11 protein-coding genes are annotated in these 13414 nt (G+C 60.2%); 10 read left to right on the top strand and 1 reads right to left on the bottom strand.

Features of this window, described 5'->3' with window-relative positions:
* Positions 1–29: 29 nt before the first annotated feature.
* Genes K5K89_RS11935 through araH form a run of 7 tightly spaced genes read left to right on the top strand, consistent with a single transcriptional unit; the run spans position 30 to position 8367 of the window.
* Complete coding sequence (locus K5K89_RS11935) at positions 30–1352, top strand: MFS transporter (protein ID WP_071491459.1); 1323 nt, start codon at positions 30–32, stop codon at positions 1350–1352.
* A gap of 15 nt (positions 1353–1367) precedes the next feature.
* Positions 1368–2357, top strand: a complete 990-nt coding sequence (gene araD1 / locus K5K89_RS11940; protein WP_222541469.1) for an AraD1 family protein — start codon at positions 1368–1370, stop codon at positions 2355–2357.
* Positions 2358–2368: 11 nt separating this feature from the next.
* Entirely contained in the window at positions 2369–3949 is a 1581-nt protein-coding gene (locus K5K89_RS11945) for an aldehyde dehydrogenase (NADP(+)) (RefSeq protein ID WP_071491457.1), read from the top strand.
* A gap of 36 nt (positions 3950–3985) precedes the next feature.
* A complete protein-coding gene (locus tag K5K89_RS11950; RefSeq protein ID WP_093513738.1) occupies positions 3986–4849 on the top strand; it encodes an SMP-30/gluconolactonase/LRE family protein in 864 nt (287 codons plus the stop codon).
* Positions 4850–4885: 36 nt separating this feature from the next.
* A complete protein-coding gene (locus tag K5K89_RS11955) occupies positions 4886–5890 on the top strand; it encodes a substrate-binding domain-containing protein (protein WP_092246016.1) in 1005 nt (334 codons plus the stop codon).
* Complete coding sequence (araG, locus tag K5K89_RS11960; RefSeq protein ID WP_092246013.1) at positions 5887–7389, top strand: L-arabinose ABC transporter ATP-binding protein AraG; 1503 nt, start codon at positions 5887–5889, stop codon at positions 7387–7389. The genes K5K89_RS11955 and araG overlap by 4 nt, the downstream gene beginning before the upstream one ends.
* A 9-nt stretch (positions 7390–7398) precedes the next feature.
* Positions 7399–8367: an L-arabinose ABC transporter permease AraH gene (araH, locus tag K5K89_RS11965; RefSeq protein ID WP_071489111.1), complete on the top strand. Its 969-nt coding sequence runs from the start codon at positions 7399–7401 to the stop codon at positions 8365–8367.
* Positions 8368–8482: 115 nt separating this feature from the next.
* Here araH and K5K89_RS11970 read toward each other — a convergent pair whose 3' ends face one another.
* A complete protein-coding gene (locus K5K89_RS11970) occupies positions 8483–9631 on the bottom strand; it encodes an aldose epimerase family protein (protein WP_222541470.1) in 1149 nt (382 codons plus the stop codon).
* A 136-nt stretch (positions 9632–9767) separates the two neighbouring features.
* On the opposite strand from K5K89_RS11970, the gene K5K89_RS11975 reads away from it, so the two are divergent.
* The 3 genes from K5K89_RS11975 to K5K89_RS11985 all read left to right on the top strand — a co-directional run bounded on the left by K5K89_RS11975 (position 9768) and on the right by K5K89_RS11985 (position 13336).
* Positions 9768–10535, top strand: coding sequence for an SDR family NAD(P)-dependent oxidoreductase (locus tag K5K89_RS11975; protein WP_071489113.1), 768 nt, complete (start codon positions 9768–9770; stop codon positions 10533–10535).
* Positions 10536–11180: 645 nt separating this feature from the next.
* Positions 11181–12092 (top strand): EamA family transporter, encoded by a 912-nt coding sequence (locus K5K89_RS11980; RefSeq protein WP_222541471.1) that lies wholly within the window; start codon positions 11181–11183, stop codon positions 12090–12092.
* Positions 12089–13336, top strand: coding sequence for an ATP-grasp domain-containing protein (locus tag K5K89_RS11985; RefSeq protein WP_222541472.1), 1248 nt, complete (start codon positions 12089–12091; stop codon positions 13334–13336). Before K5K89_RS11980 ends, K5K89_RS11985 begins: the two co-directional genes overlap by 4 nt.
* Positions 13337–13414 lie beyond the last annotated feature (78 nt).

Here is a 13414-nt window from a genome sequence, read left to right on the forward strand (position 1 = left end):
ATAAAAACAACAATCGGAGATCGACCCCCATGAGCCAGGAACTGCGGCTTATTCGGCGCATCACGCTGAAACTGATTCCCTTCCTGATCCTGCTGTACCTGATCGCCTACGTGGACCGTTCCGCCGTGGGCTTCGCCAAGTTGCACATGGGCGCCGACGTCGGCATTGGCGATGCTGCCTATGGCCTGGGTGCGGGGTTGTTCTTCATTGGCTACTTCTTGTTCGAGATCCCCAGCAACCTGATGCTCGACCGCTTTGGCGCACGCCGCTGGTTTGCGCGGATCATGATCACCTGGGGCGCCATCACCATCGGCATGGCCTTTGTGCAGGGCCCGCACAGCTTCTATGTGATGCGCTTTCTGCTCGGCGCGGCGGAGGCGGGGTTCTTTCCCGGCGTTCTCTACTACATTACCCAGTGGTTCCCGGTGCGCCATCGCGGCAAGATCCTCGGGCTGTTCATCCTGTCGCAACCCATCGCGATGATGATCACCGGTCCGGTGTCCGGCGGTTTGCTGGGCATGGACGGCATCCTTGGCCTGCACGGCTGGCAATGGCTGTTCATCGTGATTGGCACCCCGGCGATCCTGCTGACCTGGCCGGTGCTGCGCTTCCTGCCAGATGGCCCTGAACAGGTCAGTTGGATGAGCGACGACGAAAAGGCCTGGCTCACCGGCGAACTCGCCAAAGACCTGCAAACCTACGGCCAGACCCGTCACGGCAACCCGCTGCATGCCTTGAAAGACCAACGCGTGTTGCTGCTGGCGTTGTTCTACCTGCCGGTGACCCTGAGCATCTACGGCCTGGGCCTGTGGCTGCCGACCCTGATCAAGCAGTTCGGCGGCACTGATCTGGTCACCGGCTTTATCTCTGCGGTGCCGTATCTCTTCGGCATCATCGGCCTGCTGATCATCCCGCGCAGTTCCGACCGTTTGAACGACCGCTACGGCCACCTTGCGGTGCTCTACGTGCTGGGCGCCATTGGCCTGTTCTTCAGTGCCGCGCTCAGTGTGCCGGTGCTGCAAATGGCGGCGCTGTGCCTGGCGGCATTCGCGATGTTCTCCTGCACGGCAGTGTTCTGGACCTTGCCCGGGCGCTTCTTCGCGGGCGCCAGTGCGGCGGCGGGCATTGCGTTGATCAACTCGGTGGGCAACCTCGGCGGCTATATCGGCCCGTTCGTGATCGGCGCGCTCAAGGAATACACCGGCAACCTCGCTTCGGGCCTGTACTTCTTGTCCGGGGTGATGCTGTTCGGGCTGGTCCTGACCGTTGTGGTCTACCGCCTGCTCGAGCGCAGGCACGTGCTGCCTGCCGACCAATTTGCCGCCAGTGCCCGTGGCGCCACCCGACCTTAATCCAGGAGAACAGTCATGCGTTTAGTTCAGTTCGAGTTGCGTAACGGAGACCGCCGTGTCGGCGTGGTCGACGCCACCAAGGTGCGCGAAGTACAGACAGCCCGCAGCGTGCGCGAATTGGCCCTGGCTGCCATCGACGCCGGCGTAGGCCTGGCGCAACACGTGGACAGCCTGGGCCTGGGCGACAGCTATGACTACGCCGCGCTGCTGGCCGACTTGAAAATTCTGCCGCCGCTGGACCACCCGGACCCGGCCCATATGCTGATCAGCGGCACCGGCCTGACTCACCTGGGCAGTGCCTCGGCGCGGGACAAGATGCACCAGGCCGGCGACGACAGCGCATTGACCGACACCATGCGCATCTTCAAATGGGGCGTGGAGGGCGGCCGTCCACCGGCTGGCCAGGCGGGTGTGCAACCCGAGTGGTTCTACAAGGGCGACGGCAGCATCGTGGTGCGCCCCGGCGCAGCCTTCCCGGTGCCACCGTTTGCCGAGGATGCCGGTGAAGAGCCGGAGATCGGCGGCCTGTATGTGATCGGCCCGGACAGCAAGCCCTATCGCGTCGGTTTTGCGGTGGGCAACGAATTCTCCGACCACATCATGGAGCGCAAGAACTACCTGTACCTGGCCCATTCCAAACTGCGCAGTTGCAGCTACGGCCCGGAGTTGCGCGTGGGCGAGTTGCCCCAGCACCTGGCGGGCACCAGCCGCATTCTGCGCAACGGCGAAGTGATCTGGCAGAACGAGTTCCTCAGCGGCGAGGCCAATATGTGCCACAGCCTGGAGAACCTCGAATACCACCACTTCAAATACCGTCAGTTCCTCAAGCCGGGCGATGTGCACATCCACTTTTTCGGCACCGCCACGCTGTCATTCGCCGACGGTATACGGACCCAGGTCGGCGATGTATTCGAGATCAGCCAGGCCGAGTTCGGTGCGCCGCTGGTCAACCGTGTCGGCAGCAGCGCTGCGGCGTTCGAACCCGGCAATGTCATCACCCTTTAATGGAGAACCCCATGACTCAGTTTCTCGGCCACAACTACATCGGCGGCCAGCGCAGCGCCAACGGCAGCGTGACCTTGCACAGCGTCGATGCCACCACCGGCGAAGCCTTGCCCCAGGCCTTTTTCCAGGCCACGCCGCAGGAAGTCGACGCCGCCGCCAAGGCTGCCGCGCAGGCCTACCCTGCGTACCGCGCCTTGAGCGCATCGCGCCGTGCACAGTTCCTGGATGCGGTGGCCGATGAGCTGGACGCGTTGGGGGATGATTTTGTCGAACTGGTCTGTCGCGAAACCGCGCTGCCGGCTGCACGCATCAAGGGCGAGCGCGGGCGTACCAGCGGCCAGATGCGCCTGTTCGCCACGGTGCTGCGTCGCGGCGATTTCTACGGTGCGCGCATCGACAAGGCACTGCCCGACCGCCAACCGCTGCCACGCCCGGACCTGCGTCAATACCGCATCGGCCTGGGGCCGGTCGCGGTGTTTGGCGCGAGCAACTTCCCCCTCGCATTTTCTACGGCGGGCGGTGATACAGCGGCTGCTTTGGCGGCAGGCTGCCCAGTAGTGTTCAAGGCCCACAGCGGGCATATGGCGACCGCCGAACGCGTGGCCGATGCGATCATCCGCGCGGCCGAGGCCACCGAGATGCCGGCCGGTGTGTTCAACATGATCTTCGGCGGTGGCGTGGGTGAGGCGCTGGTCAAGCACCCGGCGATCCAGGCGGTGGGCTTTACCGGCTCGCTCAAGGGCGGGCGTGCCTTGTGCGACATGGCGGCGGCGCGCCCGCAGCCGATCCCGGTGTTTGCCGAGATGTCGAGCATCAACCCGGTGATCGTATTGCCCCAGGCCCTGACCGTGCGCGCCGACAGCGTCGCGCGTGACCTGACCGCCTCGGTGGTACAAGGCTGCGGCCAGTTCTGTACCAACCCTGGCCTGGTCATCGGTGTCGCGTCGCCTGCATTCACCGCGTTCACCCAGCAAGTCGCGCAACTGATCGGCGAGCAACCGGCCCAGACCATGCTCAACGCCGGCACCCTGGGCAGCTACGGCAAAGGCCTGGAAAAACTCCTGGCGCACCCGGGCATCCAGCACCTGGCGGGCAACCAGCAGGCCGGCAATCAGGCGCAACCACAGCTGTTCAAGGCCGATGCGAGCCTGTTGGTCGACGGCGATGAAGTGCTGCAGGAAGAAGTCTTCGGCCCCACCACCGTGTTCGTCGAAGTCGCCGACCAGGCCCAACTCAACGCCGCCTTGCACGGTCTGCACGGTCAACTTACGGCGACGATCATTGGCGAGCCCGCCGACCTGCAACAGTTCGCCGAACTCACGCCGCTGCTGGAGCAGAAAGTCGGGCGCATCCTGCTCAACGGCTACCCGACCGGCGTGGAAGTCTGCGATTCGATGGTGCATGGCGGACCGTACCCGGCCACCTCGGATGCCCGTGGCACCTCGGTCGGCACCTTGGCCATCGAGCGTTTCCTGCGCCCCGTGTGCTTCCAGAATTACCCTGATAGCCTGCTGCCCGACGCGTTGAAAAACGCCAATCCGTTGCGCATCCAGCGGCTGGTGGATGGCACACCATCTCGCGAACCGCTGTAACGCACACCTGAGAACAACAACAATCCAGGAGGCATCATGTCGTGTATCGCCGTTACCCCGCACCGTGCGCAATTGGGCGAGGGACCGTTCTGGGACGCGCCCACCCAGGCACTGTACTGGGTGAATATTGCCGGCAAACAGGCACTGCGCCTGATGGGCGGGCAGTTGCGGGTGTGGCAGTTGCCTGAGCATGTCTCGGCGTTCATCCCGTGTGAGGGCGGCGATGCCCTGGTGACCCTGAGCAGCGGCGTGTACCGCCTCGACCTGGCCACCGAGGCCCTGACCCTGCTGTGCGTGGCCGACCCGCAACCCGGCAACCGTGGCAATGAAGCACGCTGCGATGCCCAGGGCCGGCTGTGGCTGGGCACCATGCAGAACAATATTGGCGAGCAGGGTGAAGACCTGCCCATCACGCGACGCTCCGGCGGCCTGTTTCGTATCGATGCCGATGCGCAGGTCACACCGTTGCTCAGCGGCCTGGGCATTCCCAACACCTTGCTGTGGAGTGATGACGGTCGGCAGGTGCATTTCGGCGACAGCCTGGACGGCACGCTGTACCGCCACGCTATCCAGCCAGACGGCCAACTCGAATCCGCGCAGGCGTGGTTCGGTCCCCACGAGCGTGGCGGGCCGGACGGTTCGGCCATGGATGTGCAAGGCTATATCTGGAACGCCCGCTGGGATGGCAGTTGCCTGCTGCGCCTCACGCCCGACGGCACTGTCGACCGCATCATCGAGCTGCCCGTCAGCCGCCCCACCAGTTGCGTGTTCGGTGGCCCGAACCTCACCACCCTGTACATCACCAGCGCGGCCAGCCCGTTGGAACACCCCTTGGATGGCGCGGTATTGGCCATCGAGGTCGATGTGCCTGGAAAACCCTGTCATCGCTTTGCCGGATAAGTCCCCCTTTAAAAACAACAACAAGGAGTCACCCGTATGAATCGTCGTCGTGGTTTGCGTTCCCTGTGCTGCGCCGCTGTGGCGGTCTCGGCCATGAGCTTGAGCGGGCTGTTGCTGGCCGCTGAAGAAGTGAAGATCGGCTTCCTGGTCAAGCAGGCCGAGGAGCCGTGGTTCCAGACCGAATGGGCCTTCGCCGAGAAAGCCGGCAAGGAGCATGGCTTCACCGTGATCAAGATCGCCGTGCCCGATGGCGAGAAGACCCTGTCGGCCATCGACAGCCTGGCCGCCAATGGTGCCAAGGGCTTTGTGATCTGCCCGCCGGACGTGTCCCTCGGCCCGGCCATCGTGGCCAAGGCCAAGGCCAACGGTTTGAAAGTCATTGCCGTGGATGACCGCTTTGTCGACGCCAAGGGCAACTTCATGGAAGACGTGCCGTACCTGGGCATGGCGGCCTTTGAAGTGGGCCAGAAGCAGGGCGCCGCGATGGCGGCCGAAGCGAAAAAACGCGGCTGGGACTGGAAGGACACCTACGCGGTGATCAACACCTTCAACGAACTCGACACCGGCAAGAAACGCACCGACGGCTCGGTCAAATCCCTGGAAGAAGCCGGCATGCCCAAGGACCACATCCTGTTCACCGCCGCCAAGACTCTCGACGTACCCGGCAGCATGGACGCCACCAACTCGGCGCTGGTCAAGCTGCCCAGTGGCGCGAAAAACCTGATCATCGGCGGCATGAACGACAACACCGTGCTCGGCGGCGTACGCGCCACCGAAAGCGCCGGCTTCAAGGCGGCCAACGTGATCGGCATCGGCATCAATGGCACCGACGCCATTGGCGAACTGAAAAAGCCTGAAAGCGGCTTCTTTGGCTCCATGCTGCCCAGCCCGCATATCGAGGGCTACAACACTGCGAAGATGATGTTCGATTGGGTCACTAAAGGCACCGAGCCTGCGAAATACACGGCGATGGACGAAGTGACGCTGATCACCCGCGCCAACTTCAAGGAAGAACTGACCAAGATCGGGTTGTGGCAATGACCGCTGCGGCCCTGCGCTTTGACGGCATCGGCAAGACCTTTCCCGGGGTCAAGGCGCTGGATGGCATCAGCTTTACCGCCCACCCCGGGCAGGTGCACGCCCTGATGGGCGAGAACGGTGCGGGCAAGTCGACGCTGTTGAAGATCCTCGGCGGCGCCTACATTCCCAACAGCGGCTCGCTGCACATCGGCGCGCAGACCATGGCCTTCAAATGCGCCGCCGACAGCATTGCCAGCGGCGTGGCGGTGATCCACCAGGAACTGCATCTGGTGCCGGAAATGACGGTGGCCGAGAACCTGTTCCTTGGCCACTTGCCGTCGCGTTTCGGCGTGGTCAACCGGGGGCTCCTGCGCAAGCAGGCCCTCGCGTGCCTCAAGGGGCTGGCGGATGAAATCGACCCGGCCGAGAAACTCGGGCGCTTGTCCCTTGGCCAGCGCCAACTGGTGGAAATCGCCAAGGCGCTGTCCCGTGGCGCCCATGTGATTGCCTTTGACGAGCCGACCAGCAGCCTGTCGGCGCGGGAGATCGACCGCCTGATGGCGATCATCACGCGCCTGCGCGATGAGGGCAAAGTGGTGCTCTACGTGTCGCACCGCATGGAAGAAGTGTTCCGCATCTGCAACGCCGTCACGGTGTTCAAGGACGGTCGCTACGTGCGCACCTTCGAGGACATGAGCGCGCTGACCCATGACCAACTGGTGACGTGCATGGTGGGGCGCGATATCCAGGACATTTACGACTACCGCCCGCGTGAGCACGGCGAAGTCGCGCTCAAGGCCGATGGCCTGCTCGGTCCCGGCCTGCGTGAGCCGATCAGTTTCAGTGTGCGCAAGGGCGAGATCCTTGGCCTGTTCGGGCTGGTCGGGGCTGGGCGCACCGAGCTGTTCCGGCTGCTCAGCGGCCTGGAGCGCGCCAGTGCCGGCAGCCTGCATTTGTGCGGGCAGGCGCTGCAACTGCGCTCGCCCAGGGATGCCATCGCCGCCGGCGTGCTGCTGTGCCCGGAGGACCGCAAGAAGGAAGGCATCATCCCGCTATCCAGCGTCGCCGAGAACATCAATATCAGCGCACGCGGTGCCCACTCCACGTTCGGCTGGCTGCTGCGCGAGGGCTGGGAAAAGGGCAACGCCGACCAGCAGATCCAGGCCATGAAGGTCAAGACGCCGAACGCCGCGCAGAAGATCATGTACCTGTCCGGCGGCAACCAGCAGAAGGCCATTCTCGGTCGCTGGCTGTCGATGCCGATGAAGGTGCTGCTGCTGGACGAACCGACCCGTGGCATCGATATCGGCGCCAAGGCCGAGATCTACCAGATCATCCATAACCTGGCGGCCCAGGGCATTGCGGTGATTGTGGTGTCCAGCGACCTGATGGAAGTGATGGGCATCTCCGACCGCATCCTGGTGCTGTGCGAAGGTGCGATGCGCGGCGAACAAACCCGCGAAGACGCTACCGAATCCAACCTGCTGCAATTGGCCCTGCCGCGCAGCGTGGCGAACTGAGAGACGACTATGACTACTCAACACAACGTGCTGCCCACGGCGCGCAAGCCTCTGGACCTGCGTGCACTGCTGGACAACTGGGCGATGCTGCTGGCGGCGGTGAGCATTTTCCTGCTGTGCGCCTTGCTCATCGACAACTTCCTGTCACCGCTGAACATGCGTGGCCTGGGCCTGGCGATTTCCACCGTGGGCATCGCCGCCTGCACCATGCTGTTCTGCCTGGCGTCGGGGCATTTCGACCTGTCAGTGGGCTCGGTGATCGCCTGCGCCGGGGTGGTGGCGGCGATTGTGATGCGCGACACCGACAGCGTCCTGTTGGGCATTGGCGCCGCCTTGCTGATGGGCCTGATGGTGGGGCTGATCAACGGCATCGTGATCGCCAAGCTGCGGGTCAACGCGCTGATCACCACCCTGGCGACCATGCAGATCGTGCGCGGCCTGGCGTACATCTTCGCCAACGGCAAGGCGGTGGGGGTGTCCCAGGAGCAGTTCTTCATTTTCGGCAACGGCCAGTTGCTGGGGGTGCCGGTGCCGATCCTGATCACGATCCTGTGCTTCCTGTTCTTCGGCTGGCTGCTCAACTACACCACCTATGGGCGCAACACCATGGCCATCGGCGGCAACCCGGAAGCGGCGTTGCTGGCGGGCGTCAATGTGGACCGCACCAAGATCCTGATCTTTGCCGTGCACGGCCTGATCGGCGCGTTGGCCGGGGTGATCCTCGCCTCGCGCATGACCTCCGGCCAGCCGATGATCGGCCAGGGCTTCGAGCTGACGGTGATCTCGGCCTGTGTGCTGGGCGGGGTGTCGCTGAGCGGCGGGGTGGGGATGATCCGTCATGTGATTGCCGGCGTGTTGATTTTGGCGATCATCGAGAATGCGATGAACCTGAAGAACATCGACACCTTCTACCAGTACGTGATCCGCGGCTCGATCCTGCTGCTGGCGGTGGTCATCGACCGCATGAAACAACGCTGATCCCAAGCCAAATGTAGTTCCAAATGCGGGAGGGGGCTTGCCCCCGATAGCGGTGTGTCAGTGTGCATCGCTGTCTTTGACACTCTGCTATCGGGGCAAGCCCCCTCACACAAGTTTAGTCCGCGGAGAATTTGAAGACAGTGTTCTGGGTGTAGGTCTGCCCTGGGTTCAGGCGGGTCGACGCAAACTCAGGCTGATTAGGCGCATCCGGAAAATGCTGGGTCTCCAACGTAAACCCACTCCAGTGCTGATAGGTCTTGCCTGCCTTGCCCTTCACCGACCCATCGAGGAAGTTGCTGGTATAGAACTGCACCCCAGGCTCGGTGGTAAACAGCTGCAAGCGCCGCCCGGACGCAGGATCATGCACCTCGGCCGCCACCTGCTTCACGTCACCCTGGGTATCCAGCGCCCAGTTGAAGTCGAACCCACCCTGTTTCGGCTCGGCAAATTTGAGCTGTGGGTGATCGTCCTTGATGTGTTGGCCGATCGGCGTCGGCGTGAGGAAGTCCATCGGTGTGCCCTTGACCGGCGCCAGTTCGCCGGTGGGAATCAGCGTCGCATTCACCGGCGTGTAATGGCTGGCATGCAAGGTGGCGACCTGCTTGAGGATATCGCCATTGCCCGCGCCGGCCAGGTTGAAGTAGCTGTGGTTGGTGAGGTTGAGCACCGTCGGTTTGTCGGTGGTGGCGCTGTAGTCGATGTGCAGTTCGTTGTGGTCGTTGAGGCGGTAGGTGACTTCGGTCTTCAGGTTGCCGGGGAAGCCCATCTCGCCGTCCTTGGACAGGTAGGTGAGGGTCACGCCGACCGAGTCCTTGGCCTTGACCGGCGTGGCTTTCCACACCCGCTTGTCGAAGCCCTGGGCGCCGCCATGCAGCGAGTTGGGGCCGTCGTTGAGTGGCACCTGGTAGCGCTTGCCGTCGAGTTCGAAGGCGCCGCCGGCCAGGCGGTTGCCGAAACGGCCGATGGTTGCGCCGAAGAACGCCGTACCGCTCTGATAGCCTTGCACGTCGTCAAAGCCCAGCACCACGTCGTCGAGCTTGCCGTGTTTGTCCGGTACTTTCAGCGACTGCAACACGCCGCCGTAGGTGATCACCGTGGCTTGCATGCCATGGCTGTTACGCAGGATGTACTGCTCGACGGCGGTGCCGTCATTGGTTTTACCGAACGGTTTGTGTTCGCTGGTAAGGCCCGCCGCCTGGGCGCCGCCGCTGGCGACCAGCATGGACAGGGCGAGGCCCGAAAGCAGGTAACGAGGGTGCTTCATGGTCGAACTTCCTTTTGTTGTTTTGAGTGGAATAGTTCTACTAATGTGCGATATTTTGTCGATATGACAGCGAATTTATAGCCTTAAACCGCGTTTTTGCAAAATAAAATAAGACTAATTAAGCGAGGCAACCTTTATGACCACTCATCACCCCGTTTATCCCGACCTTGAAGGCAAGACTGTCCTGATCTCTGGAGGCGCCTCAGGCATTGGCGAATTCATGGTGCGCGCCTTCGCGGCCCAAGGCGCCAAGGTCGGCTTTGTCGACCGCGCGCAAAGCCAGGGCGAACGCCTGGCGGCTTTGCTGAGTTCGCGAGGGCACACGGTGGAATTCGTCAATTGCGACATCACCGACGAGATAGCCTATAAAGCCGCCATCACTCGTTTCGAACACTCGCTGGGGCCGATCACCGTGCTGGTGAACAATGCCGCTAATGACGTACGCCACAGCTTGGAAGAAGTCGACTCGGAAATGTTCGACCGGCTCATCTCCGTCAACCTCAAGCACGCCTTCTTCGCCGCCAAGGCCGTGGTGCCGATGATGAAAAACGCGGGCGGCGGGGCGATCATCAACCTCGGCTCCGTCGGCTGGATGATGGCTTCCGCCGGCTACCCGGTGTACGCCGCCAGCAAGGCCGCCGCCCACGGCATGACCCGCGCCCTGGCCCGGGAACTGGGGCCGAGCCGCATCCGCGTGAACACGCTGGTGCCGGGATGGGTGATGACGGAAAAACAATTGGCGATGTGGGTCGACGATGCCGCCAAGGAACTGATCAGCCGCAGTCAGTGTTTGCCGGGGAGCGTTTTGCCGGAACACATCGCCAACATGGCGTTGTTTCTCGCCTCCGATGCCTCGGCGATGTGTTCGGCGCAGAACTTTATTGTGGATGGCGGGTGGGTGTAGAGCGTCACCCAACTCAAGCGCCGATGGCGGTGGCACAGGCGATAGATTCATTGCCCATACCACCGCTGTTATGACATTTGTTGCATTTTACGGTGGTTGGCATGTGTCGCCATCGCTGGTTTTTTCGAAGCGTTTTTCAAGTAATGAGGCGGGGGTATAGCGCTCTTCGAGGGCTTTAATACCTAGCCGTTCGGCTAGTTGTTTGCCATGAGAATGATCTGATAATGTCTTGAAGTGGCTATCAGGTATTGAGATTATTTATCATGAAGCTGACTGATATTGGTAGAACACCGCTCATAGAGTTGGCAAGTCTGTCTATTAATGGCGGTAGTAGTTTCCATCGACTCTGAATATTTTCAAGGCGAAATGTATCTCAACGGGATTGAGGCAGGCGATCGTGTGGCAATTATTGACGATACATTGAGTACCGGGGGGCAATTGTTGCTTTAACTGAAGCGATAAGGTCGGCGGGAGGGGAGTTGCTCGATGTGGTCTGTGCGGTTGAAAAAGTTGGAAATGGTGGTTTCGAAAAGGTTCGAAAGATGACAGGCCTTTCTGTTAAGTCCGTCTTGAAAATCAAGGTAAACGAAAGCGGAGTGAGCGTGGTTTGAATTGCTTTGCTGGCTCAACTTGACAGGTGTATCCATGGTGCGTTATGGCGTAGTTGTAGGTTTGATTTTTTGCCTGATCAGCGCTGCGTTCGATGTGTACGTAGCATTCGTCACGCAAACGATCAATACGCTGCTTGTTGTTTTTTATTGTTTTACAACGTCTGCCATTTTTTTTGTCGTGTGTGCCCTGCTTCATAACGCTGGCTCGTTACTTTCAAAGATAAGGATGCACTGGGTAATAGTTGTTGTCGTGAATGTTTCAGTATTGCTTAATTGGGGTGGCCTGTTTTACGCCTTGAAATACCTGGAGCCTGCGGTGGTCGGAGTCGCTTCGGTCGCCTGTGGCCCGGCGCTCACGTTAGTTATCTTAATGGCCAACAAGCGTAATGCCAAAGTCGCTTTCGTAGATGCGGTGGTGTCGTGTCTGGTGCTTGTTTCCGTGGGAATCATGCTGTTGAACTCCTTCGCAGGAGACAGTGGTATAGCCACTACAACGCTGGAAGAGCGGCTGATGGGAATCGCCAGCGTGGTGGTGTGTGCACTGGGTACGGTTATGTACACGGTGTTTTCCAAGGAGCTTTACCGGCGGCAATGGTCCGTCTATGAAATTCTGGCGGTCAGGAGCGTGGTAATGGTCGGTGCATGCGTCCTTGCAATGACTGCTTTGGGGGAGAGTTTCAGGCTGAATGCCGAGTTGATTCTGCCAATGGTACTGCTGGTTGTGATAGGGCATCTGTTGCCCATCTACTTGATCCAGAAAACAATCTTCTATCTCACGCCCATCCATGTTTCTTTGGTGTTGTTGACGCTTCCGGTATTTGTCTTGTTGTTGCAGTACCTCGACGACAGAGTCGAATTCTCTATCGCGAGTGTTACTGCGGTCAGCCTCATTGTGTTTTTGCTGTTGGGAAGGGCGTTATATGCACTGCGGAGGGAAACAACATGAGCAGGGTGATTGTCGTCGATGGTTTCTCATCCGGAAAATTTATATCAAAGCGCCTTGCTGAAGCAGGGTGTGTACTGATGCATGTGGCCTCATCCAACACCTTGGACAGTTATTACTATCGAGGCTTCGATTATTCCATTTATGACAACGTCATCGTGAATACGGGGTTTGCCACCACGTTGGCGAGTGTCGAGCAGTTCAAGCCACAATTCATTATTGCCGGCGCCGAAACCGGTGTACGGCTGGCGGATGAATTGAATGAGCACCTTCAACTGCCTTATCGCAATGACATCGAGAAGAGCACCGCCCGCAGAAATAAATACGACATGATTCATCGCATTACCCAAGCGCAGCTATTGGCAGCGCAGCAGTTCATCGCGGACACGTGGCAGCGTGCTGAGACCTGGATTAATGATCATGGTCGTTTTCCCGTGGTGGTCAAACCCCTCGAAAGCGCTGGCGCTGATGGCGTATTCATTTGTGAGGACTTGCGTGCTTGTGAGGTTGCAGTCGGCAAGCTATTGGGCGCGACTAACAAATTGAGCATTCCCAATCACCAGGTGCTGATCCAGGAGTATTTGGCAGGGGTGGAATATGTGGTGAATATGGTTTCGCTCAACGGCCAGCAGCTTGTCACTGAAGTAGTTCGCTATCAGAAACAGCGTACTGAAAGCGGTGGGGTCCTCTATGACATTGATGAGTTGATTGACGCCGATTCACCGGAGTATTCGAGCTTGGTGGATTACACTCGGGCAGTGGTGCGCACGCTCGGCATCCGTAACGGCCCCAGCCACGCTGAAGTTATGTTCACTGACGATGGCCCGAAACTGGTGGAGATCGCTGCACGAACCGATGGTATTTTACGGCCCGACGTGTCCAGGCAAACGACAGGTCTCGGCCAAATCGAAGCAACTGTTTTATCGATCACTGCACCTGAACTGTTTGCCCGATTAGTGGCAGGAAACACCGATTATAGGCTGATGCAACACACCTACAACGTTTGCTTGATCAACCGTGCGAAGGGACGTTTCAAACAGGGCTTTTTTCTGAATGAATTGCTTAAGCTTGAGTCCTTCTTTGATGCGGTGTTTTACGTTGACGATGGGCACGCACTAAGTGTGACTCAGGATGTGTTCAGCCAGCCAGGCACGGTGTATCTGGTACATGCTGACCCTGAAGTGATTGCCGCCGATTACCTCAGGATCAGGGCGCTTGAACTCCAGGGCGTGTATTCGATGGCATGACGTTTGGACGCCGGAGGCGGTTCTATTCATTCGCAATAGCGTCGCCCATTGGGAAACGCTTCGGCCTTAATCACTGAC

It is taken from the genome of Pseudomonas sp. DR208 (genome assembly GCF_019823005.1).
GTDB classification, from domain to species: domain Bacteria; phylum Pseudomonadota; class Gammaproteobacteria; order Pseudomonadales; family Pseudomonadaceae; genus Aquipseudomonas; species Aquipseudomonas extremorientalis.